This window comes from Streptacidiphilus sp. PAMC 29251, assembly GCF_054208735.2.
This window is the reverse complement of record NZ_CM135725.2, coordinates 731,611-756,612: the sequence shown is the minus strand read 5'-3', so window position 1 is coordinate 756,612 and position 25,002 is coordinate 731,611. Positions and strand designations below refer to the sequence as shown.

At 72.1% G+C, this 25,002-nt stretch carries 22 protein-coding genes and 2 pseudogenes; 15 read left to right on the top strand and 9 right to left on the bottom strand.

Going from position 1 to position 25,002, the window contains the following annotated elements:
• Positions 1–12 precede the first annotated feature (12 nt).
• The 10 genes from ACXKR8_RS03545 to ACXKR8_RS03500 all read left to right on the top strand — a co-directional run bounded on the left by ACXKR8_RS03545 (position 13) and on the right by ACXKR8_RS03500 (position 11,984).
• Positions 13–747, top strand: coding sequence for an ABC transporter permease (locus ACXKR8_RS03545; protein WP_462100302.1), 735 nt, complete (start codon positions 13–15; stop codon positions 745–747).
• The gene (locus tag ACXKR8_RS03540) at positions 645–944 is read left to right on the top strand and encodes an ABC transporter permease (protein ID WP_462100756.1); all 300 of its coding nucleotides are present in this window, start codon (positions 645–647) and stop codon (positions 942–944) included. Before ACXKR8_RS03545 ends, ACXKR8_RS03540 begins: the two co-directional genes overlap by 103 nt.
• Positions 938–2,563: a DUF1775 domain-containing protein gene (locus ACXKR8_RS03535; RefSeq protein ID WP_462100301.1), complete on the top strand. Its 1,626-nt coding sequence runs from the start codon at positions 938–940 to the stop codon at positions 2,561–2,563. Before ACXKR8_RS03540 ends, ACXKR8_RS03535 begins: the two co-directional genes overlap by 7 nt.
• Positions 2,560–4,284 carry a copper resistance CopC/CopD family protein gene (locus ACXKR8_RS03530; protein WP_458271424.1) on the top strand — a complete coding sequence of 575 codons (1,725 nt, stop codon included), beginning with the start codon at positions 2,560–2,562 and terminating at the stop codon, positions 4,282–4,284. The genes ACXKR8_RS03535 and ACXKR8_RS03530 overlap by 4 nt, the downstream gene beginning before the upstream one ends.
• A 28-nt stretch (positions 4,285–4,312) precedes the next feature.
• Positions 4,313–5,785: a PLP-dependent cysteine synthase family protein gene (locus tag ACXKR8_RS03525; RefSeq protein ID WP_458271423.1), complete on the top strand. Its 1,473-nt coding sequence runs from the start codon at positions 4,313–4,315 to the stop codon at positions 5,783–5,785.
• A complete protein-coding gene (locus ACXKR8_RS03520) occupies positions 5,782–6,261 on the top strand; it encodes a QcrA and Rieske domain-containing protein (protein ID WP_458271422.1) in 480 nt (159 codons plus the stop codon). Before ACXKR8_RS03525 ends, ACXKR8_RS03520 begins: the two co-directional genes overlap by 4 nt.
• 46 nt (positions 6,262–6,307) lie before the next feature.
• On the top strand, positions 6,308–7,123 hold the full coding sequence (locus ACXKR8_RS03515; RefSeq protein WP_458271421.1) for an inositol monophosphatase family protein: 816 nt from the start codon (positions 6,308–6,310) through the stop codon (positions 7,121–7,123).
• 254 nt (positions 7,124–7,377) lie between these two features.
• A complete protein-coding gene (locus tag ACXKR8_RS03510; RefSeq protein ID WP_458271420.1) occupies positions 7,378–9,600 on the top strand; it encodes a chitosanase in 2,223 nt (740 codons plus the stop codon).
• A gap of 87 nt (positions 9,601–9,687) precedes the next feature.
• Entirely contained in the window at positions 9,688–11,013 is a 1,326-nt protein-coding gene (locus tag ACXKR8_RS03505) for an MFS transporter (protein WP_458271419.1), read from the top strand.
• Positions 11,010–11,984: a TolB family protein gene (locus ACXKR8_RS03500; RefSeq protein ID WP_462100300.1), complete on the top strand. Its 975-nt coding sequence runs from the start codon at positions 11,010–11,012 to the stop codon at positions 11,982–11,984. The genes ACXKR8_RS03505 and ACXKR8_RS03500 overlap by 4 nt, the downstream gene beginning before the upstream one ends.
• Before the next feature lie 70 nt (positions 11,985–12,054).
• Here ACXKR8_RS03500 and ACXKR8_RS03495 read toward each other — a convergent pair whose 3' ends face one another.
• Positions 12,055–13,479: an MFS transporter gene (locus ACXKR8_RS03495; protein WP_458271417.1), complete on the bottom strand. Its 1,425-nt coding sequence runs from the start codon at positions 13,477–13,479 to the stop codon at positions 12,055–12,057.
• 59 nt (positions 13,480–13,538) lie between these two features.
• On the opposite strand from ACXKR8_RS03495, the gene ACXKR8_RS03490 reads away from it, so the two are divergent.
• Positions 13,539–14,120, top strand: a complete 582-nt coding sequence (locus ACXKR8_RS03490) for a winged helix-turn-helix transcriptional regulator (RefSeq protein ID WP_458271416.1) — start codon at positions 13,539–13,541, stop codon at positions 14,118–14,120.
• Between the two features lie 48 nt (positions 14,121–14,168).
• Here ACXKR8_RS03490 and ACXKR8_RS03485 read toward each other — a convergent pair whose 3' ends face one another.
• On the bottom strand, positions 14,169–15,185 hold the full coding sequence (locus tag ACXKR8_RS03485; protein WP_462100299.1) for an LLM class flavin-dependent oxidoreductase: 1,017 nt from the start codon (positions 15,183–15,185) through the stop codon (positions 14,169–14,171).
• Positions 15,186–15,393: 208 nt separating this feature from the next.
• Here ACXKR8_RS03485 and ACXKR8_RS03480 point away from each other — a divergent pair, with 208 nt between their 5' ends.
• Entirely contained in the window at positions 15,394–15,546 is a 153-nt protein-coding gene (locus ACXKR8_RS03480; protein WP_458271414.1) for a hypothetical protein, read from the top strand.
• Between the two features lie 174 nt (positions 15,547–15,720).
• On the opposite strand, the gene ACXKR8_RS03475 is transcribed toward ACXKR8_RS03480, so the two are convergent.
• The gene (locus ACXKR8_RS03475) at positions 15,721–16,245 is read right to left on the bottom strand and encodes a GNAT family N-acetyltransferase (protein WP_458271413.1); all 525 of its coding nucleotides are present in this window, start codon (positions 16,243–16,245) and stop codon (positions 15,721–15,723) included.
• Positions 16,246–16,299: 54 nt separating this feature from the next.
• Entirely contained in the window at positions 16,300–17,025 is a 726-nt protein-coding gene (locus tag ACXKR8_RS03470) for a class I SAM-dependent methyltransferase (RefSeq protein WP_458275286.1), read from the bottom strand.
• A 279-nt stretch (positions 17,026–17,304) separates the two neighbouring features.
• Between ACXKR8_RS03470 and ACXKR8_RS03465 the strand changes: the two genes are divergently transcribed.
• The 3 genes and pseudogenes from ACXKR8_RS03465 (at position 17,305) to ACXKR8_RS03455 (ending at position 20,636) form a co-directional block, all read left to right on the top strand.
• Positions 17,305–18,195 carry a GH12 family glycosyl hydrolase domain-containing protein gene (locus ACXKR8_RS03465; RefSeq protein ID WP_462100298.1) on the top strand — a complete coding sequence of 297 codons (891 nt, stop codon included), beginning with the start codon at positions 17,305–17,307 and terminating at the stop codon, positions 18,193–18,195.
• Positions 18,078–18,752, top strand: a complete 675-nt coding sequence (locus ACXKR8_RS03460) for a cellulose binding domain-containing protein (RefSeq protein ID WP_462100755.1) — start codon at positions 18,078–18,080, stop codon at positions 18,750–18,752. Before ACXKR8_RS03465 ends, ACXKR8_RS03460 begins: the two co-directional genes overlap by 118 nt.
• Before the next feature lie 46 nt (positions 18,753–18,798).
• Positions 18,799–20,636, top strand: a pseudogene (locus tag ACXKR8_RS03455) (cellulase family glycosylhydrolase).
• Between the two features lie 94 nt (positions 20,637–20,730).
• Here ACXKR8_RS03455 and ACXKR8_RS03450 read toward each other — a convergent pair.
• From ACXKR8_RS03450 to ACXKR8_RS03430, 5 genes and pseudogenes are all read right to left on the bottom strand, one after another.
• Positions 20,731–21,399, bottom strand: coding sequence for a response regulator (locus ACXKR8_RS03450; RefSeq protein WP_458271410.1), 669 nt, complete (start codon positions 21,397–21,399; stop codon positions 20,731–20,733).
• Positions 21,396–22,679 carry a sensor histidine kinase gene (locus ACXKR8_RS03445; RefSeq protein WP_458271409.1) on the bottom strand — a complete coding sequence of 428 codons (1,284 nt, stop codon included), beginning with the start codon at positions 22,677–22,679 and terminating at the stop codon, positions 21,396–21,398. Before ACXKR8_RS03445 ends, ACXKR8_RS03450 begins: the two co-directional genes overlap by 4 nt.
• Entirely contained in the window at positions 22,676–23,812 is a 1,137-nt protein-coding gene (locus ACXKR8_RS03440; protein WP_462100297.1) for a D-alanine--D-alanine ligase family protein, read from the bottom strand. Before ACXKR8_RS03440 ends, ACXKR8_RS03445 begins: the two co-directional genes overlap by 4 nt.
• Before the next feature lie 73 nt (positions 23,813–23,885).
• Positions 23,886–24,530: an alanine racemase gene (locus ACXKR8_RS03435; RefSeq protein ID WP_462100754.1), complete on the bottom strand. Its 645-nt coding sequence runs from the start codon at positions 24,528–24,530 to the stop codon at positions 23,886–23,888.
• Between the two features lie 91 nt (positions 24,531–24,621).
• Positions 24,622–24,927 (bottom strand): annotated as a pseudogene (locus tag ACXKR8_RS03430) (alanine racemase); the annotation flags it as partial.
• Positions 24,928–25,002 lie beyond the last annotated feature (75 nt).

Here is a 25,002-nt window from a genome sequence, read left to right as displayed (position 1 = left end):
CTCACCGAGGCCGTGCACGACAGCTCCAAGCTGCCGCTCGCCGACGCCGCCGCCATCCACGACACCACCACCTTCACGGCGATCGCGGGCCTGGTCGTCGCCGGGACCGCCGCGGCGCTCTGGGCCCTGAGTGCGACCCGCACCCGCCTGGGCGCCCGCACCCGGCTCGGCGCCCGTGCGGCCGCACGCGTCGCCCACGGCGCCGCCTGGCTGTTCGGATCGGCGTTCTGGGCCGTGTTCTGGGAGATCTCCACCGCCAAGACGCAACTCCTCTCCACCCCCTACTTCGCAGCGCCGCAGGAGATCTTCGACCACCTCTGGCACGACCGGCGGATCCTCGCCGAAAGCCTCGGCAACTCGCTCCAACTCCTTTCCCTGGGATTTGCGTTGGGCCTGCTGGCCGGTCTGGTCACCGGCGTGTCGATCGGCTGGTGGCAGCAGGCCAACTACTGGGTGCACCCGATCCTGATGTTCCTCGGCCCGGTGCCGACCCTGGCCTGGGTGCCGGTCATCTTCGTGCTGTTCCCGAGCGCCTACACCGGCGCGGTGTTCCTGATCGCGGTCAGCGTGTGGTTCCCGATCACGGTGCTGACCCGGGCCGGCATCGTCAGCATCCCCGTTCGTACTACGACGTCACCCAGACCCTGGGCGCGAAGAACTGGTTCCTGCTGCTGCGGGTGGCCCTGCCTGCGGCTCTGCCGAGCATTTTCACCGGAGCGTTCATGGCCCTCGGCTCCTCCTTCGTGAGCCTCACGGTGGCGGAGAACTTCGGGGTGAACTCCGGACTCGGCTGGTATCTGAACTGGCAGAAGGGCTGGGGCGACTTCCCGGCCCTCTACGCCGGGATCGTCGTCCTGGTGGGCGTCTGCGGGCTGCTGCTGACCCTGCTGTTCCGGTTGCGCAGCTGGGCGCTGCGCTGGGAGAAGGAGCTGACCCGATGGTGACCCGCACCCACACCAGGACCGGCGCCGCGATCGACATCCGCAACGTCACCCAGGCGTTCCGCAACGGCGACAACGACCTGCCCGTCCTTGACGATGTGTCACTGTCAGTCCAGCCGGGCGAGTTCATCGCCCTGGTCGGCCCCAGCGGTTCCGGCAAGTCCACGCTGATCCGGCTGCTGGCCGGCCTGGACCGCCCGCTGTTCGGTGCGGTGCAGGTCGACGGCAGCGCGGTGACCGGCCCTGACCCGAGCCGGGCGCTGGTCTTCCAGGACCCGACGCTGCTGCCCTGGCGCACGGTCCGGGGCAATGTCGCGATCGGCCCCCAGGCGCGGCGGGCCCACGCCGGGTCGAAGGCCCGGATCGAGGACGCCCTGGCCCTGGTCGGCCTGACCGAGTTCGCCGACGCCTGGCCGGCCCAGCTCTCCGGCGGCATGGCACAGCGGGCCGCGCTCGCTCGTGCCCTGGTGAACGACCCCTCCGTGCTGCTGCTCGACGAGCCGCTGGGCAAGCTCGACGCCCTCACCCGTCGTGTTCTGCAGGGCGAACTGCTGCGACTGTGGCAGGAGCGGGGTTTCACCGCGGTGCTGATCACCCACGACGTCAGCGAGGCGCTCACGCTCGCCGACCGCCTGGTCGTGCTGTCCCCGCGTCCGGCCCGGATCCGCGAGGTGGTCGAGGTCGGCCTCGACCGCCCCCGGGACCAGTCCGCCCCCGAGTTCGTCAGCCTGCGCGCCCGGATTCTGGCGCTGCTGGACGAGGAGGCCACCACACCGCCGGACGAGCTCCAGGAAAACCGTTTGACCAGACCGTTGACCAGACCAGGGAAATCAGGCCCGATGTCCATCCGCACCATGAGCTCCGCCGTCGCGGCGGCGGTCGCCGCCGCCGTGCTGGTGCTCGCCCTGGCCGCCCCCGCGGCCGCCCATGTCACCGTGTCCTCGTCGAGCAGCAAGGGCGGCGGTAGCGCCGTGCTGACGTTCACGGTGCCGGACGAGTCCGAGGCCGCGCACACGGTCGCCCTGACCGTGCACCTGCCGACCACTGCTCCGTTCACCTCGGTGCTCAGCGCACCCGTGCCTGGCTGGACCGCCCGGCTGACCCGGACCGCGCTCCCCGCCCCGCTGAAGGACGACGACGGAAACGCCGTCACCTCGGCGGTCACCGAGGTGACCTGGACGGCCACCGCCGGTGGTCTGGCGCCGGGCGAGTTCGGCCAGTTCTCGCTGTCCGTCGGCCCGCTGCCCGACCGCGGCACGCTCTACCTGCCGGCCGTCCAGCGCTACTCGGACGGCAGTGAGGTGAACTGGGTGCAGCAGGCCCAGGGGGGCGCCGAGCCCGAGCACCCGGCCCCGAGCGTGGTGATCACCCCGGACCCGGCGTCGCTGACCGCCTCGGCCGGCTCGGGCTCGGGCCCTGGGAACGGGAGCGGGAGCGGGGACGGTTGGGGCATCGGCCTCGGCGCCGCCGGGATCGTGCTGGCGCTGTCGGCGGGCGCGGTGGGCGGCGCGGCGCTGACCCGTGCGCGTCGGACCACCGTGTCGCCGCAGCCCGTTGACAGCGACACGGGACTCAGCGACACGGGCCTCAGCGACGCGGGCCTCACCCGCACGCCCTCGTGAGCGGGCGGGCCGGGCGGCGCTGCGCACTCACACTGCTCGCCCTGCTCTGCCTGCTGACCGGAGCGGTCCTGCTGGCCCCCGCCGCCTCGGCGCACGCCTATGTCGTCGCGACCACCCCGTCCAACGGCACGGAGGTGGCCTCGGCCCCGACCGGGATCAGGATCACCTTCGACGAACCGGTCACCCTGCCCTCCGCCAAGGGGTCCACCAGTGTGGTCGACGCTGCCGGCAAGGCGGTGGACGACGGCACGGCGCGCCTCACCGACGGCCGACGCACCCTGGTCATCGGCCTGCGCCCGGGGCTGGCCAAGGGCTCCTACCTCGCCAGCTGGTCCGTCGTCTCCGCCGACACCCACCCGGTGGGCGGATCGCTCCAGTTCGGGTACGGGGTCCCCGCGGACGCGGTGGCCCCGGCACCGTCGCCGCAACCCAGCCCGGGGCTGCAACTGGTCGTCGGCGTGGTGAAGGGACTGCTCTACCTCGGGCTGGTCGCCGCCCTCGGGCTGCTCCCGGCGGGTCTGGTGCTCGGCGCCGACCCGGACGAGCAGCGCCTGCTGCGGCGAGCCGCGCGGATCGGCGCCGGGCTGAGCCTTCTCGCCTCGCTGCTGCAGATCGTGGCGCAGTACCTCTGGGACGCCTCTGCGCTGCCGGGCGGCGCCGGCTGGTCCGGGCTGGGCGACTTCGCCGGCTCGGCCTACTCCCAGGCGGTGCTGGTGCGGATCGGCCTGCTCGCGGCGGCCCTCGCCCTGCTGCCGACCCGGGGAGCCCTGGCGGGCGGTCGGCAGGCGGGCGACCGGCGCCTGCTCCGGGCGCGGTGGACGCTGCAGGGCGTCCTCGCGCTGGCGGTGCTGGGCTGCGTGGTCCACAACGGCCATGGCGGCAGCGGCGCCTGGTGGTACTTCAGCTCCACGGTGGTCCATGTCGCGGCCGCCGTGGCCTGGCTGGGCGGGCTGGCCGTGCTCGGCTGGCTGGTGCTCCGCCGCCGGCTGTCGTTCCAGCGGCTGGCGCGGCTCCCGCTGTGGTCCCGCTACGCCGCCGCCAGCGTCGGTCTGATGGCCGGCACCGGCCTGCTGCAGGGGCTGGTCCAGGTACGCAGCACCGGCGCCCTGACCGGCACCACCTACGGCGGCATCCTCCTGGTCAAGCTGCTGCTGGTGGCCGCGGCGCTGCTGCTGGGACTGGCCGGCAACCGCTGGATCGGCCGGCAGCTCGCTGCCCGGAGCGACCGCGCCGCGGACGGGCTCATCGCTCCGGGGGAGACGGCGCGGCTGCGGGGGCGGGTCCGGATCGAGGCGGGGATCGGCGCCGCGATCGTCATCGTCGCGGGGGTGCTGTCCTCGGCTGCTCCGGCCGCCACCGCCTACGCTCCCACCCGGGTACTCCATGCCACGATCGGCCCCTACGCCGTCACCATCGAGGTCGGTCCGGCCCGACGCGGCCCGGAGAGCTTCCGGATCACGGCGGAGGGAAGCGGCGACAAGGTCGCCGCGGCCCAGTCGGTGCAACTGGACCTCGGCCAGTCCGCCGGCCGGGTGCGGGCGCTGCCGGTCGGCTTCCCCTATCGGCTTCCCGGCCCGATCCATACTGGGCAGGCCACCGCGTTCACGTTTGTGAGCTCATCGGTCAATGTGCCCGACCCGGGGACCTGGACCGGGACGCTGACGCTGGTCGCCAGTGCGACCGAGCAGTACACCGACGCATTCCACTACCAGGTGCTCTGAAGGGAGAACCGTGGCCAGATTTGAGTCCGTGCTCGATTCCATCGGCGGAACGCCGCTGATCAGGCTGACCCGGGCGGCCGAGGGACTGCGCCCCCGGATCTACGTCAAACCGGAGTGGCAGAACCCGGGTGGCAGTGTGAAGGACCGGGCGGCCCTCGCGATGCTGCGCCAGGCCGAGGCCGACGGCTCGCTCCGTCCGGACGGGGTGGTGGTCGAGGTGACCAGCGGCAACACCGGGATCGGACTGGCGCTGACGGCCGCTCAGCTCGGCTACCGGGCAGTGATCTTCACCAGCTCCGCGATCGCCCAGGAGAAACGGGACCAGCTCGCCGCCTACGGTGCCGAGCTGCGACTGGTCGACGCCTTTGTGCCCAGGAGCCACCCCGACAGCCTGCGTTCACAGGGGGAGCGGTACGTCGCCGAGACCCCCGGAGCCTGGTTCGCGCAGCAGTACGACAACCCCGCCAACCCGGCGGCCCACTACACCGGCACCGGACCCGAGATCTGGCAGGACACCGAGGGCGCGGTCACCCACTTCATCGCCACCGTCGGCACCGGCGGCACGATCTCCGGCACCGGCCGCTACCTCAAGGAGATCAGCGGGGGCCGGGTCAGCGTGATCGGCGCCGACCCGATCACCTCCCGGTACTCCGGCGGGGACGGCAGCCAGAAGTACATCGAGGGCGCCGGCCACTTCGTCCACCCGGAGACCACCGTGGACGAGTGGCCGAAGTCGCTGGACCTGGGCGTGATCGACGACTTCGTCCCGGTCGAGGACCAGGACGCGATCGACGCCGTCCGGCGGCTGGCCCGCACCGAGGGAATCCTCGCGGGCGGCTCTTCGGGGGTCGCCCTGGCGGGCGCGCTGCGGGTCGCCGAGGGGCTGACGGAGCAGGACACCGTTGTGGTGCTGCTGCCCGACTCGGGGCGGACCTACCTCTCCACCTACTTCAACGACCGCTGGCTGCAGACCAACGGCTTCACCGCGGCAGGCGCCGAAGCGGGGGTGGAGGGCCCCACCGTGGGAGCGTTCGCGACCGCCGCCCGGCTGGTCGAGCAGGACGAGGACGTGGTCGAGGCCCTGCGCCGGCTGGCAGCCGAGAACGTGACGGACGAGAGCCTGAAGGACGAGGGCCTGAAGGACGAGGGCCTGAAGGACGAGAACCTGGCGGAGGACGCCCCGGTCCTGGTGGCCCATCGACGCGAGTGGCGGACCCTGGCCCCGCACCCCTCCGACATCCTGGGCTGGACCACGCCCGCCCGACTGCGCGGCGCCGGGACCATCGCGGAGACCGTCCGGCCGGTCGGACCGAAACTGGGAGCCGGGCTCGCCCTCACCGACCCCGCGGTGACGGACTGGAGCGAAGCAGACGAGGGAGACGGGGGAGACGACGGAGGCATCGCCCTGGTGCTCGACCGCGGCCGGGTGGCCGGAACCGTCTCCCGACAGGCGCTGCGCCGCGAGCCCGCGGCCGCGGCGGTCGGGCAGGTCGTCCGATGACGGTGACCCGGCGGGCCGCCCTCGCCGGAGCCTGCGCCTGCGGCCTGCTCACCGCCTGCGGCGCCAACCGGGGGACGGCCGCCGCCAATACCGATCCTTCGCCGACCGGGACCGCGACTGGCGGGCCCCAACCCGTGCAGACCAGCCGTATTCCGGTCGGCGGCGCCATCGTGGTCATGGTCGATGCCATCTACCCGGTGGTCGTGGCCCGGCCGAGCAGAACCGGGTTCACCGCGCACACGGCGGTCTGCACCCACCAGGGCTGCGTGGTGAAGCCCGGCCAGGGCCTGGAGTTGGACTGCCCGTGCCACGGCTCGCGCTACAACGCCGCCACCGGCCAGGTGCTCGGCGGCCCGGCGACCCGGCCGCTGCAGCCGTGGCCCTTCACGGTGCAGGGCGAGGTCCTCACCCTGCACGCCCACGAGGACAGCTACGACCACGGCGGCGGTTCGACCGGCGGCAGCGGAGGAGAGTGAGAACCGGCTTGGCGTCGCGGTCGCCTAGGCTCCCCTCAGTATGACGATGATTGATGATCTCTCCTTGGTCCAGGAGTTGGCGGATGCCGCTGACAGCATCTCCATGCGGTACTTCGCGTCCGGCGGGGTAGCGACGCAGGCCAAGGCGGACGGCAGTCCCGTCACCGCGGCCGACCACGAGATCGAGCGGGTCCTGCGGGGCCGACTCGCCGGCGCACGGCCCCAGGACTCCTTCATCGGCGAGGAGTCCGGCGACCACGGCGACCACGGCACTGCCGCTCGCCGATGGGTGATCGATCCCATTGACGGAACCGTCAACTTCGCCGCCGGTTGGCGCGAGTGGAGTTCGCTGATCGCGGTCGAGGCGGACGGCGAGGTCATCACCGGAATGATCACCGCACCGGCCCTGGAGCGTCGCTGGTGGGCATCCCGCTCCACCGGGGCCTGGACCAGCGCCTGCCGTGGGGGAGTGCTGGGGCCCCGGCAGGCCTTGGCGGTGAGCGGGACCAAAGCACTGGGCGATGCCACGGTGGCGATCTGGCCCGTCGCCGCCCGGGTCCCGGCCCAACGCCTGGCCGACGCCATCGAGCTGGTCAGTCGGTGCAACGACGGTGGACCGCTGTCGAAGTGGAGCGGGGTGTGCCAGGGAGCGATGCTGGTCGCCGCCGGACAGGTGGACGCCTTCCTGCACCTGACCGCAGGCCCCTGGGACATCGCCGCGGCTGTGCCCATCGTGGAGGAGGCGGGGGGAAGGTTCAGCGACCTGCGCGGGGGACGCAGCATCACCACGGGAGCGGCCGTGTTCACCAACGGACTCCTGCACGAGGACGTGCTCGCCCAGCTCGGGCACGACGAGCATTGAGTAAAGGTTCTTGACAGGTCGTCGACAGCACGAGTAGAAATCTGTCTCAGCGGCCTGGCGCGGAAGTTCGAAACCCGACGCGCTCAGGAGTCTCTGACCCGGCTGCCCGCGGCCCCATGCCGCCCCTCTGTGCCCCACGTGGCACGAGCAGTGCCCCCGTGTCACTCCAGCGAGTGCCACACCTGTCGCCCTTGCGCGCCTGGTGCTGGTTCCGCCCGCCGCGACGACGGCTCTCAGCCGTCAAGGAGAACCGTATGACACCCCCCAGCCCCGCCGTGCGCTCCGGGCGCACCCACGATCCGTTTCGCAGCGTCAGGCGCGCCCGCCGCGCCCTGATCGCCGCCGCCACCGTGATGTCCGTCGCGGTCCTCGGCGTGGTCTCCACGGCCGCCGCTGCGCCGCCCGCGCCGAAGGCCGCCGCTGAGGCCGCCGCGGCCGCCGCGTCCTCGCTCCCCACGTTCGACCACGTGGTGGTGGTGATGGAGGAGAACAAGTTCTACGAGGACATTGTCGGCAGCAAGGACGCCCCCTACATCAACTCCCTGGCCACCCAGGGTGCGGCGTTCACCAACTTCCACGGCACCACCCACCCCAGCCAGGGCAACTACATCGCGCTGATGTCCGGTTCGACGCACGGCGTCGCGGACGACGACTGCCCGCACGACTTCACCACCGACAACCTCGGCAACCAGTTGCTCACCAGCGGGCACACCTTCATCGGCTACTCGGAGGCGCTGCCGGCCGACGGCTCCAAGGACTGCGGTGACGACGGCGACAGCGGCTACGCCCGCAAGCACAACGGCTGGGTCGATTTCTCCAACGTCCCGGCCACGTCCAACCTGCGCTACAGCCGCTTCCCCACCGACTACACCAAGCTGCCCACCGTCTCGTTCGTGACGCCGACGCTGGCCGACGACATGCACGACGGCACGGTGAAGCAGGGCGACACCTGGCTGAAGAGCCACTTCGACGGTTACATCCAGTGGGCCAAGACCCACAACAGCGCCCTCGTACTGACCTGGGACGAGGACGACGGCGACGACACGGGCAACCAGATCGCCACCATGATCGTCGGCGCCCACGTCAGGACCGGCGCCAGCTCCGCCGTCAAGTACAACCACTACTCGCTGCTGCGCACCCTGGAGGACATGTACGGGCTGCCGGCGCTGGGCAGCGCGGCCACGGCCGCCCCGATCACCGACATCTGGGACACCAGCACAACCCCGCCGACCAGCCCGCCGCCGAGCAGCGGACCGCCCACTACACCGCCCCCGACCACCCCGCCGCCGGGCAGCGTCAACCTGGCGCTGAAGCGGCCGACCACAACCTCCTCGACCGAGAGCACCTCGCTGGGCGGCGCCAACGCGGTGGACGGCAGCAGCACCACCCGCTGGGGCAGCAAGGAGGGTTCGGATCCGCAGTGGATCTCGGTGGACCTCGGGAAGAGCTACGCGATCGGCCGGGTCAGGCTCAATTGGGAGGCCGCCTACGGCAAGGCCTACACCGTCCAGACCTCCGACGACGGCAGCACCTGGACCACCGTCTACAGCACCACCAGCGGCAAGGGCGGGACCGACGACCTGACCGTGACCGGGCACGGCCGGTACCTCCGGATGTACGGCACCAAGCGGGGGACCAGCTACGGCTACTCGCTCTACGAGTTCCAGGTCTACGAAGCCCCCACGCCCGCCGCCGCCCCGCACGCGGCGCAGGCCGCAGCCCCGGTCGCGGCCTCAACCCCAGTCGCCTCGGCCTCGACCGGTGACCTGACCGCTCCGGGCCGGAGGGACCTCGCGATGGAGCTGGTCTCCAGCGCGGACAACTCCTCGCTGGACTGGAAGGCCCAGTACACCTACATCGACGACATCGGTGACGGCCAGGGCTACACCGCCGGGATCGGCGGCTTCCACTCCGCCACCGGCGACCTGCTCGACGTGGTCGCCAGGTACACCGCCCACAGGCCCGGCAACGCACTCGCGGCGTACCTGCCGGCGCTGCGCAAGGCGGTCGGCGGCTACTCGCACCAGGGCCTCGGCGCGGGATTCACCGCCGCCTGGCACACCGCGGCCGCGGACCCGGCCTTCCAGCAGGCCCAGAACGACGAGCTGGACCGGGTCTACCTGGACCCGGCGGTGACCCTGGCCAAGGCGGACGGACTGCATGCGCTCGGGCAGTTCGGCTACTTCGACGCGCTGCTCGGCCAGGGCTCGGGCCCCGGCCCGCTCGGCTTCGCCGCGATCCGCGCCACCGCCATGAAGCACGCCCGCACCCCGGCCCAGGGCGGCGACGAGACGGCGTACCTGAACGCCTTCCTCAACGCCCGCACCGCCGCGATGCGCGCCGCGTCCCCGCACGGCGACACCAGCAGGGTCGACACCGAGCAGCGGGCGTTCCTGGACGCGGGCAACCTGGGGCTGGTCCCGGACCCGTCGCTGTCCTGGAAGACCTACGGCGACTTGTACACCGTCACCGGCTGACACCGCCGGCGCCCGCCGGCCGACGCACCGTCAGGCGTGCCGGCCGGCGGGCCTCCGCCCCGAGCAGTCCAGCCACGGAGGACAGCCATGTACATCTCGTCGAGCCGCTCCACCGGCGTCCCGGCCGCCGACGCCGCACCCGCCGCCGACACCGCACCGGGCGACGCCCCAGCCGCCGCCGGCTCCCGCCCGTCCGCCCGGGGCCTGCGGGCCGTGGCCCCCAATGTGCTGGCGCTCGGATCGGTCAGCCTGGTCACCGACATCTCCTCGGAGATGATCACCGCAGTGCTGCCGATGTACCTCATCTTCACCCTCGGTCTGAGCCCGCTGCAGTTCGGCGCACTCAACGGCATGTACTTCGGCGTCACCGCGCTTGTCCGCCTGGCCGGAGGCCATCTGGCGGACCGTCGGCAACGCCTCAAGCTGGTGGCCGGCGCCGGCTACGCGCTGTCCGCGGTCTGCAAACTGGGCCTGCTGGCGGCCGGCTCCTCGGTGCCGGTGCTGGGGGCGGTGATCGCCGCCGACCGCACCGGCAAGGGCCTGCGCACCGCGCCCAGGGACGCGCTGATCTCGCTCAGCAGCACCCCGCAGACCCTCGGCCGCTCCTTCGGCGTGCACCGGGCCCTCGACACCACCGGCGCCTTCCTCGGCCCGCTGGCGGCGTTCGCGCTGCTGCTGGCCGCTCCCGGCCGCTACGACACGGTCTTCGTCGCCAGCTTCGGCCTCGCCGTCTTCGGGGTGCTGATGCTGGCCCTGCTGGTCCGCGACCACCGCCCGGCGGCCCCGGCGCCCACCACGGGCGCGGACCGGGTGCAAACGGCGTCGCTGCGCGCTGTCTGGGGGTTGCTGCTGCTCCCCGGCTTCCGCCGGGTCACCGCAGCCGCCACCCTGCTGGGCGCGGTCACTCTCAGCGACGCCTTTGTCTACCTGCTGCTCCAGCAGCGGCTGGCCATCGCCACGGCGTACTTCCCGCTGCTGCCGCTGGGCACGACCGCGAGCTATCTGCTGCTCGCGGTCCCGCTCGGGCAGGCCGCCGACCGGCTGGGCCGGCTGCGGGTGTTCCTCGGCGGGTACGGCGCCCTGCTCTGCGCCTACCTGCTGCTGTTCGGGCCGCTCGGCGGCGTCGCGCTGCTGGTCGTCACCCTCGCCCTGCACGGGCTGTTCTACGCCGCCACCGACGGGGTGCTGATGGCCGCCGTCGGACCGATGCTGCCGGAGCACCTGCGCGCCAGCGGCATGGCCCTGGTGCAGACCGGCCAGGCGGTGGCCGCGCTGGCCGCGTCGGTGCTCTTCGGCGCGGCTTGGACGCGGTGGGGCCTGCATACGGCGGTCGCCGCCGCTCTCGCCGCCCTGGTCCTCACGATCCTCGCGGCCCTGTGGATCCTCCCGCTCCGCGAAGAAGGAAACGCATGACGATCCGTAGCAGCCGCCTCAGAGTGCTGATCCTGGTCGCGGTCGCCCTCGTCCTCACCACCGCCGTCACCGGGTACGTGCTGCGCTCGCGCGGGGACACCGCGGTCGCCGCGGCCTCCGGCCGGGTCCGGCTCGACGCCCCCGGGGAGATCCTGTTCCGCGACACCGCGCCCGGCGCCGGCTTCGGGCAGCTCGCCACGGTGCCACTGGCCCGCCCGGACGGCGCCAGGACCACCGGCGGCCTGCTCTGCGACCGCCTCTACGCGGCCCACGGCACCGGCATCTGCCTGCAGCGCAAGGGCCCGGTCCCGGCCACCTATGTCACCGTGCTCGACCACGACCTGCACCAGGTCCGTCAGGTCAGGACGGCGGGATTCCCCAACCGGGCCCGGGTCTCCGCCAGCGGCCGGATGCTGTCCTGGACCACGTTCGTGCAGGGCGACTCCTACCTCCGCGACGACTTCTCCACCCGCACCTCGATCCTGGACACCAGGACCGGCCGGCTGACCGACAGCATCGAGGGGATCCCGCTCACCCTCGACGGCAAGCCGTACCACGCCTCCGACGTGAACTACTGGGGCGTCAGTTTCGCCGCCGACGACAACACCTTCTACGCCACGGTCCGTACCGGCGGCAGCACCTACCTGGTCCGGGGCGACTACCGGAACTGGACTGCGGAGACCCTGCGCGGCAACGTCGAATGCCCCTCGCTGTCGCCGGACGGCACCCGGATCGTGTTCAAGAAGCGGGTCAACGCCAGCGCCAACCGCCCTTGGCAGCTCTACGTTCTGGACCTGGCCACGATGCGGGAGACCCCGCTCGCCGAACCGCACAGCATCGACGACCAGGCGGCCTGGCTGGACGACCACACCGTGATGTACGGGCGGGTCCGGCCGTCCGGCGATCCGTCCGGCGACGGCTGGGACGTCTGGGCCGTCCCCGCCGACGGCACCGGCGCCCCCGCCTGCTGATCCCCGACGCCAGCTCCCCCTCCGTCCAGCCCGCCGGGTGAGGCCCGAATCCACCGATCGCCCGGTGGGGCTACTTCGCCGCGGCCCGGCGCTGGGCGGCGGCGAGTACCAGGGAGGCCGCGGAGGCCAGCAGCGCCGCCACGATCACCGCCGTCCAGCCGCGCCGGAAGGCGTCCAGCGCGGCCTGCGGGCCGTGCGGGGTGCCGATCAGACTGACCGTCAGGGCCACCCCCACCACCGCGCCGATCTGCCGGGCCATCGTGGTGACCGCCGAGCCGGTGGCGAAGCGGGTGGGCGGCAGCGCCGCCGCCGCGGATCCGATCAGGGTGGGCAGGGTCAGGCCCACGCCCAGGCCGGTGAGCAGCATCCCGGGCAGCAGTTCGGTGGCGTAGCCGGGCCGGACTCCGATGGCGGCCGCCCACCAGCCGACGCCCGCGGCGAACAGCAGGGTACCGAGCGCGGCCAGCCGTCCGGGGCCGAGCCTGCGCACCAGCGCCGCGCTGCCCAGGGCGACCGGCGGCACCAGCAGCGGTCCCGGGGCGATGGCCAGGCCGGTGCGCAGCGCCGAGTACCCCCAGACCTGCTGGCACCACAGCACCGAGGTCAGCAGCATCCCGGCGAAGGCGACGGTGAACAGCAGCGCGGCGGTGTTGGCCGCGGCGAAGCTGGGCACCCGCAGCAGCGGCAGTTCCACGATGGGGGCGGGGTGGCGGGCCGAGCGGCGCAGAAACCAGCCGGTCAGCAGGACGGCCGCGAGCAGCCCGCCGAGGACCCGGACCGAACCCCAGCCCCAGTCGTCACCCTTGACCAGGGATACGGCGAGGGCGGCGATGGCGGCGGTGAGCAGTCCCGCGCCGAACAGGTCCGGCAGCGGTCCGTCCTCCTTGCCGCGCAGCCTGGGCAGCACGCGGGCCCCCACCGCGATGGCGGCGACGCCGACCGGGACGTTGGCGATGAACACCCAGCGCCAGTCGGCCTGGACCAGCAGCCCGCCGAGGACCGGGCCGAGCCCGGCGGCGATTCCGCCGATCGAGGCCCAGGCCCGGATGGCGGCGGGGCGCTCGGCCGGGGGAGTGGCGTCCAGCAGCAGCGCCAGGGAGGTCGGCATCAGTGCGGCGGCGCCCGCCGCCTGCACCACCCGGGCGGCGTCGAGCCAGCCGACGGCCGGCGCGAGCGCGCAGAGTGCGGAGGCCAGGGTGAAGACGGCCAGCCCGGTGAGGAACACCCGGCGGTGTCCGATCCGGTCTGCCAGCCTTCCGGCGGCGACCAGCAGGGCGGCGAAGACGATGGCGTAGCCGTTCAGCACCCAGGACAGGGTGGCCAGGCTGCTGCCGTGGAAGTGCTGCTGCATCGCCGGAAGGGCGACGTTGACGATGAACAGGTCGAGGTTCGAGACGAACACCGCGGCGGCGACCACCAGGAACGCGGCCCGGCGGTGCGGCCGGTCCAGGTCGGCCGGAGCGGCTACTGGGTTTGATATTCCAACTATCTCCATGGCCCGGAACGCTAGCGGTAGTGAGTTTGAATACGCAACCTCTATGGCAGGCTGGTGGAGTGACTCCGCACACCGATACCCCGCACACTGATGCTCAGCCCAGGGCCGACCGCTCTGCTGCCACGCGCTCCGCCGCCACCCCGCTGCCGGGCCGCCCCTGCTCCATCGCCGGCGCGCTGCAGATCCTCGGCGAGAAGTGGGCGCTGCTCGCCGTGCGGGAGATCTTCTACGGCAACCACCGCTTCGACCGGATCGTCCGCAACACCGGCGCCCCGCGCGACCGGCTCACCGTCCGGCTGCGCGCCCTGGAGGAGGCGGGGGTGGTCGAACGCCGCGCCTACAGCGAGCGCCCGCCGCGCTACGAGTACCACCTCACCGAGGCCGGTCGGGATCTCGCCCCGCTCACCCAGGCGCTGCTCGCCTGGGGCGACCGCTGGGTGTCGCCCGAGCCGCCGGTGGTGCTGCGGCACCACCCGGCGGACCACCCGGACCATCCCGACCACCCGTTGGACACGGCCTGGACCTGCCGCACCTGCGGGGCGGAGGCGCACGGCCCGGACATCAGCCTGGAGATCCACTCCCCGGGCTGGGACCGCGAGGGCCCCATCGCCCCGGAACCCGGGGCTGAGCCCAGCCGCTGAGCCACACCCCGGTCATGGGCGACCGTGTCCTGCGAGGGCGCTGTGCTCTCAAGCGCTGGGCTGCCAGCCGAGGGCCGGGCCGAGGCGGGTGGCGATGTCAGTGAGGATCTGGACGTAGTCCGCGTGCTCGAAGGTGAACGGCAGGGCGAACGCGACCTCGTCGATCTCGCGGAACGCGGCGTGGGCGTAGAGCTGTTCGGCGATCTCCGCGGACGTGCCGACGAGGTCCGGTGCGAACATCATCCGGGCCGACCCCTGCGGCAGCAGGGTCCGCGGGGTGCGCTTCTCGGCGAAGGCCTCGTACTTGGCGCGTTGCTCCGCTGAGGCGGAGTCGACGGGGATGACCACGAGCCCCTGGGAGACCCGGGCCCGGTCGTCCGGGTGGTGCCGGCGGAACGTCCGGATGTGCGACAGCTGGATCTCGGCGAAGTCCTCCGACTCCTCGGCCTTGACCACACTGCTGGTCAGCAGGTTCATCCCGTGCTCACCGGCCCACTGGGCGGAGCGGTTGCTCGCGCCGCCGTACCACATCCGCCGGGCCAGGCCGGGGGAGTGGGGCTGGACCCGGTCGGAGAACACCTCGAAGCCCTCGACGCCGCTGAAGTGCGTGACCGGCTCGCCGCGCACGCAGTCCAGCAGCCGCTGCATCCGGTCGTAGCTGAAGTCCTCGACGTCTGCGGTGCCCGGGTAGAGCGCTTCCTGCACCTGCTCGAAGTGCATCGGCGGACCGACGCTGAGACCGGGGTTGAGACGGCCCCCCGACAGGATGTCGACCGTCGCCAGGTCCTCGGCCAATCGCAGCGGGTTCTCCCAGCCCAGGGGGATGACGGCGGTGCCGAGTTCGATCCGGCTGGTGCGCTGCGAGGCCGCGGCCAGGACGGCGACCGGGGAGGAGATCCCGTACTGCAGATGGCGGTGCCGGACCCACGCGCTGTCGAAGCCCAGCTGCTCGCCCAACTGGATGATCTCCAGGGTCGATTCATGGCCCGGACGCGGGTCGTCCCCGTCGAACAGCCCGATGGTCAGGAAGCCGAGTTTCCGCAAGGGTTCCGAAGGCATCGGCACAGGGTTCTCCTCGATCGTCCGCAGCTTGCTCCGCCGTGCACCACGACAGACCCGATTCTGCCAAACCGACGACGTGAACGATCACCCAGCCCCGGCTATTGCGCCGCGGCTATTGACGTGATGTCGGTGTCGGCCGGGGCCAGGGCGGCTTTGGCCTCGGCCAGGCTGAGGTCTGTGGGACAGACTCTCGTCCGAGACGCGAGCAGAGGTGGACAGCCTCATCACCGCCGGCCGCCATATTCCAGCCATCGCAGTGATGCGCGAGCGTGCCGACCGGCCGAAGCCCGGCATTCACGAGTGCGTCGACCTCTTGGATGAACGCGCCACCGCCCTGCGGCTGGAAGCGGGCAGCCCGCGATGACGCTGCATGCTCAGGTCAGGTGTCGCACTGCGACGCGCCGCACCAGCAGGACGTAACCCTCGACGGCGCGATCACTATGGGCGATTGCGTGGACCAGGTGGCCGGATACCCCCTTCGCCTGCGTGCCGCAGCGCCCAGGTCCTGCCCCAGGGGATCGCTGGCCGCCGCCGGCTCTCAATCGAGGGAGACCTCGTGGCGCAGGACGCTGTAGAGGACCATGTCGTGGTACTGCCCGTTCCGGAACTGCGCGCCTCTGAGGACGCCCTCGCGGGTGAAACCGGCCTTTTCCAGGGCGCGTTGCTCGGCGGTGTTCGTCACATCGGTGTTCGCGTCGATCCGGTTCACCTGGGTGTGGGCGAAGAGGTAGCGGGCGAGCAGTCGTTGGGCGATGGTCCCGACGCCGCGGCCGCGGGCCTCGGGCAGAAGACCGACCCCGATGTTCCAGCTGTGGTTGAGCGGGCCCTGGGGCGAGCGGTGCCATGAGACATGGCCCACCAGCGCTTGGCCCTCGGCCACCACCAGATGTCCCGAGTCGGGCGCGAGCAGTCCGTTTCCCTCCCACCTGCGCGTCATGCCCGCGGGATCGGTCCACCCGAACCACCCGAAGGGCGATGCCATGTCCGGACCGGTGTTGTGCAGCGCGCCCAGGACTGCGAGGTCGTCCTTGGCCACGGGACGGAGGTGGATCTCAGCGTTCACGCCGGTCGGAGTCCGTTCTCTAGGTTCCGGGTGGATGTTGCGGAGCGGTGCGGACTAGTCAGTCTGTAGGACGAAGAACAGGAAGCACAGGAAGCGCGGCTTGTCCGCGATCTCTTCGGGGAACAGCTCGCGGGCGGCTGGATCAGGCTCCGGCTCGCTGATGACGGTGATCCGGAAGCCAGCCCCGGTGAAGGCCTCGACCATCGCGTGCAGCGGCCTGTGCCACAGACTCATCAGGGCGGTCTGGCCGCCCATGATCCACTCTTCGGTCCAGTTGGTGGTGTCGAAATACCGGTACTCGGCCTCACGGCCGGCCTGGCGGTGCATGAGATGGACTGCAAAGGGATGCTCAACGGACGCGATCAGCCGACCGCCGGGCTTGAGTACGCGTCGCAGCTCGGCCAGCGCCGGCCCCCAGTCCTCCAGGTAGTGCAGCACCAGGGATGCGACGACATCGTCGAATGTGTCGTCAGGATAGGGAAGCGGGCTGCCCAGGTCGGCCACCCGCAGGTCCGCACCGTCGCCGAGCCGCCGCCGGGCCAGCTCCAGCATCCCGGCACTCGCGTCGAAGCCGCTCACCACAGCGCCACGGTCGCGCAGCGCCGCGAACAGCGGCCCGGAGCCGCAGCCGGCGTCCAGGATCCGCCGACCGGCCACGTCTCCGGCGAGGGCCAGCATCGCGGGCCGCTCGTAGTGGGCATTGAGGAGGTTGGTCTCGTTTTCCGCCGTGTACGCCTCGGCGAAGCTGTTGTAGTCGTTGACCTTCGGTGGATCGATCATGGCGTGAGAGACGTGGTGCTGCGTCAGTTCGGTTCCTGGCCGGTGAAATCTGGGAGCGCTCCCGCTGAACCGTACGGTCAACCGCAGGTCCGGGCGGTTCCGGTTTTCGTCCAACAAGTGAACGCTTCGCGAGGTATTGACGCGCTCATGCGGTGCTGGCTTTATGTCAGCAGGCATCGAGGGACAGATCCGACTGTGAGATCTGAACGATATGCCGTCGTGCCGTCCAGCGAACCACGTCCTTCAAGCCCACCCGCTGAGAGGTCAGGTCCTACTTTCATGGAAGCGCTCCCAAAGATCGTCCGAGCAGAGCCGCACTCCGGCCCGCGTACCCGCCATCGCCGTCTGCGGGCAGCGGTCGCTGCCGGGCTGCTGGTCGCCGCCGCTGCGTGGGTGCCGGTGGCGACGGCGCAGTCGGCCGCCGCGGCCGACAGCAGTACCTGCGCCCCGCAGGGCACCCTGCCGATCAACAGCGGCGAGTTCACTCTGCAGGCCAACGAGTGGAACTCCAGCGCCACCCAGTGCGTCACCGCGACCGGCGGCACCGGCTGGTCGGTGTCCACGGCGAACTTCAACCTGCCCACCAACGGGGCGCCCGCCACCTACCCGTCCCTCTACAAGGGCTGCCACTGGGGCGCCTGCACCACCGGCAGCAACCTCCCGATCCAGGTCAGCAACCTCGGCAGCGCCACCAGTTCATGGAGCACGGTCCAGCCTGCCTCGGGGGCGTACGACGTCGCCTACGACCTGTGGATCAACTCCACCCCGACCACCACGGGCCAGCCGGACGGCACCGAGATCATGATCTGGCTGAACAGCCGGGGCGGAGTCCAGCCCTTCGGGTCGCAGACCGGCAGCTCCACCGCGGCCGGCCACAGCTGGAACGTCTGGACCGGACAGCAGACCTCCTGGAAGATCATCTCCTATGTGCTCCAGGGCGGCGGGACCTCGTTCAGCAACCTGGACGTCAAGGCCCTGATCAACGACGCCGTCGCGCGCGGCTCGGTCAACGCCTCCCAGTACCTGATCGACGCCGAGGCCGGATTCGAGATCTGGCAGGGCGGCCAAGGGCTGGCCACCAACAGCTTCTCCTTCAACGCCACCAGCAGCACCGGCGGCGGGGAGGCGGTGGCGGCGACACCCAGGCCCCGACCACGCCCGCCAATCTGACGGTCACCGGCACCACCAGCTCCTCGGCTGCCCTGTCCTGGACAGCCTCCACCGACAACGTGGGCGTGAACGGCTACGACGTCTACCGGGGCGGCACGTTGGTCGGAACGGCCACCGGCACCGGCTACACCGACACCGGGCTGAGTGCCTCCACGGCCTACAGCTACACGGTCAAGGCGGTCGACGCGGCCGGGAACCTCTCCGCCGCGTCCAACAGCGCCACCGCGACCACCCAGGCCGGATCCGGCGGCGGCAGCGGCTGCTCGGCTTCGCTGGCCGTCACCAGCCAGTGGAACCCCGGCTTCACCGACACCGTCACCGTCAGCAACCGGGGCGCCGGCGCCATCCACGGTTGGACCGTGACCTGGACCTGGCCGGGCGGCCAGCAGGAGACCAGTGCCTGGAACGCGGCGGTGAGCCAGTCGGGCAGCGCGGTCACCGCGACCAACCTGTCCTACAACGGCGCGATCGCCGCAGGCGGCACCACCACCTTCGGTCTCCAGGGCACGTGGAGCGGCAGCAACGGCACCCCCACCCTCAGCTGCACCGCCAACTGACCCTCCGTCAGGACCGCCCAACACCCACCCAGAGAGGAAGGTCGACGTGAAACACCCCCTGCGTCTGCTGTCCAAGGCTGTCGCCGCGGTCGCCACCGCCGCGCTGCTCCTGATCCCGCTCGGCGCCACCGCGCAGCCCGCCACCGCGCAGCCCGCCACCGCCACCGCCGCCGCCGCGGGCCTTGGCTCCGGCTACTGGCACACCAGTGGTCGGCAGATCCTGGACTCCGCCAACCAGCCGGTGCGCATCGCCGGCGTCAACTGGTTCGGGTTCGAGACGGCGAACTACGTGGCCCACGGCCTGTGGACGCGTGACTACAAGAGCATGATCGACCAGATGAAGTCGCTGGGCTACAACACCATTCGGCTTCCCTACAGCGACGACATCTTCAAGGGCACCATGCCCACCAGCATCAACTTCTCCTCCGGCATGAACGCCGACCTGCAGGGCCTCAACTCGCTCCAGGTCATGGACAAGATAGTCAACTACGCGGGCACCGACGGCCTCAAGGTCATCCTGGACCGCCACCGCCCGGACTCCAGCGGCCAGTCCGCGCTCTGGTACACCGCCGCCGTCCCCGAGACCACCTGGATCGCCGACCTCAAGGCCCTGGCCACCCGCTACCTCGGCAACCCCGCGGTGGTCGCATCGACCTGCACAACGAGCCGCACGACCCAGCCTGCTGGGGCTGCGGCGACACCACCATTGACTGGCGCCTGGCGGCCGAGCGCGGCGGCGACGCCGTGCTGTCCGTCAACCCCGCTCTGCTGATCTTCGTCGAGGGCGTGCAGACGTTCAACGGCAGCTCCTACTGGTGGGGCGGCAACCTCCAGGGCGCGGGCCAGTACCCGGTCCAGCTCAGCGTCGCCGACCGTCTGGTCTACTCCGCCCACGACTACGCCACCAGCGTCTCCAGCCAGCCCTGGTTCACCGACCCCGCCTTCCCCGCGAACCTGGCCGGCGTCTGGGACAAGAACTGGGGCTACCTGTTCAACCAGAACACCGCACCCGTGTGGGTCGGCGAGTTCGGCACCACCCTGCAGTCCACGGTCGATCAGACCTGGCTGCGCACCCTGGTCGCCTACCTGCGCCCCACCGCCACCTACGGCGCCGACAGCTTCTCCTGGACGTTCTGGTCCTGGAACCCCGACTCCGGCGACACCGGCGGCATCCTCAACGACGACTGGACCACCGTCAACACCACCAAGGACGCCTACCTGGCCACCATCAAGGCTCCCGCCTTCGCGGGCGGCGGGGGAGGAGGCGGCACGGGTGACACCACCCCGCCGAGCACTCCCACCGCGCTGACGGTCACCGGCACCACCAGCAGCAGCGCCTCGCTGTCCTGGACGGCCTCCACCGACAACACCGCCGTCACCGGCTACCAGGTGCTGCGGGGTGCCACCGTGGTCGGCAGCACACCCGGAGCCACCACCTTCACCGACACCGGCCTCAGCGCCGGGACCAGTTACAGCTACACGGTCAAGGCGGTGGACGCGGCCGGCAATGCCTCCGCCGCGTCGGCACCGGTGACGGCCACCACGGCCACCGCAGGCGGGGGCGGCGGCGGAGGCGGGAACCAGGGCTGCACCGCGAGCCTGCACGTGGACAGCCAGTGGAACACCGGTTTCACCGATACCGTCACCGTCAGCAACACCGGTAGCAGCGCCACCCACGGCTGGAAAGTCACCTGGGCCTGGGCCGACGGCCAGCAGGTCAGCAACGCCTGGAACGCCACCGCCACCCAGTCCGGTGCCGCCGTGACCGCCACCAACCTCTCCTACAACGGCGCCGTCGCCGTAGCCGGCAGCACGACCTTCGGCTTCCAGGGCAGCTGGAGCGGAAGCAACGCCGTCCCCACCCTCACCTGCACCGCGAGCTGAGATCGCAGCAGCTGGAAACCCGCCGGGCCGGTGGCCGCGCGTCGACTTCCCCGCGTCGACTTCCCCGCGCCGCCACCGGCCCGGTCCTGGCACGTCATTCGGTCAGTCCGTGTTCGTGTGCGAAGACGACGATCTGCACCCGGTCACGGAGGTCGAGCTTGCGCAGGATGCCCCCGACGTGGGTCTTGACGGTGGACTCGCCGGCGAAGAGCTGCTGGGCGATCTCGGCGTTGCTCAGGCCGCGGGCGACGGCGGCGAGGATCTCACGTTCCCGGTCGGTGAGTGCCTCGTACCTGGGCGGGACCGGGGTCCGCAGCCGGAAGCGGCCCTCCAGCAGGACGTCCAGGTCCTGCGGTGCGAGCACCGCGTTGCCGGAGTGGACGGTGCGGACGGCCTCGATCAGCATGGCTGGCGTGGTGTCCTTCAGCAGGAACCCGCTGGCGCCGAGGCGGATGGCGGTGGCGGCGCGGTCGTCGAGGTTGAACGTGGTCAGCACCACCACCCGCACCCGGCGCTGCCGGGCGGCGACCCGGGCCGGGGAGAAGATCTGCCGGGTGGCCTCGACCCCGTCCAGCTCCGGCATCCGCACGTCCATCAGCACCACGTCCGGTTCCAGCTCGTCGACCAGGCGGACCGCCTGCTGTCCGTCGCCGGCCTGTCCGACCACCTGCATCTCGGGTTGGGCGTCGAGGATGACCGCGACACCCGCCCGGAACAGTTCCTGGTCGTCGACGAGCAGGACTCGGATCGGTACCCCGGTCATGCGGTCTCCCCTGTTCGCAGCGGCATCCACGCGGTTGCGGTGAACACCGGGCCGGTGTCCGCCTCCCTGGTCCGGCGCACGTCGAGCCGGCCGCCGACCGCTTCCAGGCGGCGGTGCATGCCCTCGATCCCGGAACCGCCCCGACCGGTGGCCGGCCCTTCGCCGGACGCGCCGTCGGGGATCCGCGGTTCCCGGGCGACCACGTTGCGCACCTCCAGTCGCAGGGCCCGATCCCACTGCCGTTCCACCACGACGGGCTCCCCGCGCAGGCCGTGCTTCAGCGCGTTGGTCAGCATCTCCTGCAGCACCCGGAAGGCCACCGTCTCCAGCTCGGGCGGGAGCGGCTGCGGCGTGCCGACGACGGTGGCCCGCAGCGGGTTGCCGGCTGACTCGACCCCTTCGAGCAGGGTTTCCAGGCTGCCCTGGGGCGGCGTGGCGCGCTGGTGCTCCGCGTCGGTGGAGGCGAGCACCTCGCGGACCTCGCGCAGTGACTGGCGGGCCGAGGCGGCGATGTTCTCCATGGTCCGGCGCATCGCGGCGGTGTCGCCATCGGGCAGGAACCCGGCCGATTCGGCCTGCACCAGGATCACCGCGAGGGAGTGGCCGACCACGTCGTGCACGTCGCGGGCCAGGCGGGCCTGGCCGTCCCGCAGCTCCGCGATCTGCTGGGCCTGGGCGCGCTCCGCCTCGATCCGGATCCGGCGGGCCTCGGCCTGCGCCTGGTCCTGCGCGGCCTTGGCCCGGACCCGCAGCAGCAGGCCCAGCAGCCACGGGGTGGCGATGATCGCGAGCAGCGCGGCACCGATCAGGCCGATCGCTTCCAGCGGGGCCACGCCCAGGGGTCGCACCAACCGGGAGATCGAGACGGGCAGGTCGATCCCGTGCCGGCGCGCGATCAGCAGCGCCATCACGGCGCCGCACGGCAGCGAGGCGCCGCTGAGCCACAGCACCGCCGTGCTGCCGTAGCGGGCGGCGCCGTAGGCCACGAAGGCGACGGCGAGCTGCGTCTGCAGCACGCCGGGCCCGATCAGCAGTTGGACCGCGGTGGTCAGCCAGACCAGGCCGAGCGCGGTGCCGGGCAGTGTGCGGAACAGAGCCACGGCGACAGCGGTCAGCACCATGACCAGGACGGTGCGGTGGACGCCGAAGCTCCACCCGGCCGACAGCCACTGGGCCTCCTGGTAGCCGTACCAGAGGACGAGCAGGGCCAGCAGCAGGTCCGGCCACCGGGACGGCAGCAGCGCGGCGACCGGACCGCGCCCGGCTGTGCGGGCGGTCACGCCGGGCCGGTCGGAGGGCGGTGGTCCGCGGCCTCCGACGGTGCGGTGCTGCCTGGCATGGCCGTTTCTCCTGTTCCTGGGTGCGGTGCTGCTTCCCTCCATCGAAGCACGGTCGCGATCGCGGTCACCGCAGCGCGGTGCGGATCATCTCGTCCAGCAGCGCCGAGTACGGCAGGGCCCATGTGCGCGAACATCTTCGGCACCTGCGACTGGGCCGTCATCCCCGGCATGGTGTTGACCTCGTTCAGGACCGGGCCCTCGGCGGTGAGGAAGAAGTCGAAACGGGCCACCGCCCGGCAGCCGAGGGCCGTGAACAGGCGCAGCGCCGCATCCTGGAGCTCCTTGTCGGCCGTGTCGGGCAGCGCCGCCGGTATCCGGAACACGGCGCTGCCGTCGTACTTCTGCTGGGTGTCGAACAGCGCGGTGCCCTGCGCCGCCCCCTCCACCACGATCTCCAGCGAGGGCCCGACCAGCAGGCTGCCGTCGGCGCGCTCCAGCACGGCGATGTCCACCTCGCGGCCGACCACGAAGTCCTCCACCAGGACCCGGTCGTCGTGCTCCAGTGCCGCGTCCAGGGCCTGGTCGAAGTCCTGGATCCGGTGGACCAGGCCGACGCCGTGGCTGGACCCCGCGGCCACCGGCTTGACCACCACCGGAAACCGCTCCGGGCGCAGCTGCGCCCGGGTGGCGGCGCTGACCAGGCGGCCGGGCGCGGTACGAATGCCCAGGTCGGCCGCGACCAGCTTGGTGGCCCACTTGTCCATCGCCAACGCTCCGCCGCGCACCCCGGCGCCGACGTACGGCACGCCTGCGAGTTCGAACAGTGCGGCCAGCGAGCCGTCCTCACCCCGGGGGCCGTGCACGGCGGGGAAGGCGACGTCGCAGTTGGCGAGCAGACCGGCGGCGGCGGCGAAGCTGCGACCCCTGGTCGCTCCCAGTGGCTCGCCGTCGGGGCGCAGCCAGTAGCCGTCCCGGTCGATGGTCAGGGCCTGCACCTCGTAGCGGGCGGGGTCCAGGGCTGCCTGCACCGAGGCGGCCGAGGCCAGCGAGACGGTGTGTTCGCTGTTCTGGCCGCCGCCGATGACGGCCACCCGGGTGAGGCGCGGGATCACGGAGGAGGATGTGCTGGTCATGGCGGGGCCGTCCTTGTCTGCTGTCGTGCCTGGTCTGCGCGGTTCTGGAGCCGTGGTCACTGCCGGGTGCTGCTCAGGGCACGCAGGCGGGACGGTGCACCCGGCCGACCGTGCGGAGGATGCGCCGTCCCAGGCCGGTGACCAGCTCGTGCTCGATCGTGCCCGCCCAGCGGGCCCAGTGGGCCGCGGTGGGCTCGCCCCGGTCACCGGGTCCGAAGACCACGGCCACCTCACCGGGTTCCGCCCGCCGGTCACCGGTGCTGACGACGATCTGGTCCATGGACACCCGCCCGACCACCGGACACAGCCGGCCGCCGAGCAGCACCTGCGCGCGTCCCGACACCGCTCGCGGCAGGCCGTCGCCGTAGCCCAGCGGCAGCAGCGCCAGGTGCGTGGCCCGGGGCGTGGTGTGGGCGTGTCCGTAGCCGACGCGGGTGCCGGCCGGTACCTGACGGGCCGACACCACCGGTGCGGTCAGGGTGAGCGCGGCCCGCAGCCGGGTGGTTCCGGTGGGATCGATGCCCACCAGTCCTGCGCCGACCCGGCTGAGGTCGAAGAGCGTGCGCGGGTCGGTGAGCGTGGCGGAGGTGGCGGCCAAGTGGCGGACGTGGGGCCGCAGTCCGCTCGCGCGCGCGGTGCGCAGCGCGGCGGCGAAGGCGGCCAGCCCCGCGTCGGTGCACGGGTCGCCGGGGGTGTCGGCGCAGCCGAGGTGGCCCATCACGCCGACCACCTCGACCCAGTCCGCGCCGCTCGGCGGCTCGCGCCAGCAGGCACAGTTCGCGCCAGCGGGCCGGTTCGGCCCCGTCCCTGGCCATGCCGGTGTCGATGTGCAGGTGCAGCCGTGCCCTGCGGCCGGTCGCGGCCGCCGCCGCGGTGACGGCGGCCAGGTGCTGGTGGCTGGGCACCCCCAGCTCGATCCGGGCCCGCAGCGCCGCGGCGAAGTCGGCGTCCACCGGGTTGAGCCAGCTCAGCACCGGGGCGGCGATACCCGCGGCCCGCAGCTCGATCCCCTCCCGCAGCGAGGTCACACCCAAGGAGGTCGCGCCCGAGTCCAGGACCGTACGGGCCAGGTCCGCCGCGCCGTGGCCGAAGCCGTCGGCCTTGACCACCGCCATCAGCGCGGTCGCGCGACCGGCCAGTAGCCGGGTGTTGGCCGCGACCGCGTCCAGGTCCACCCGCAGGCGCGGACC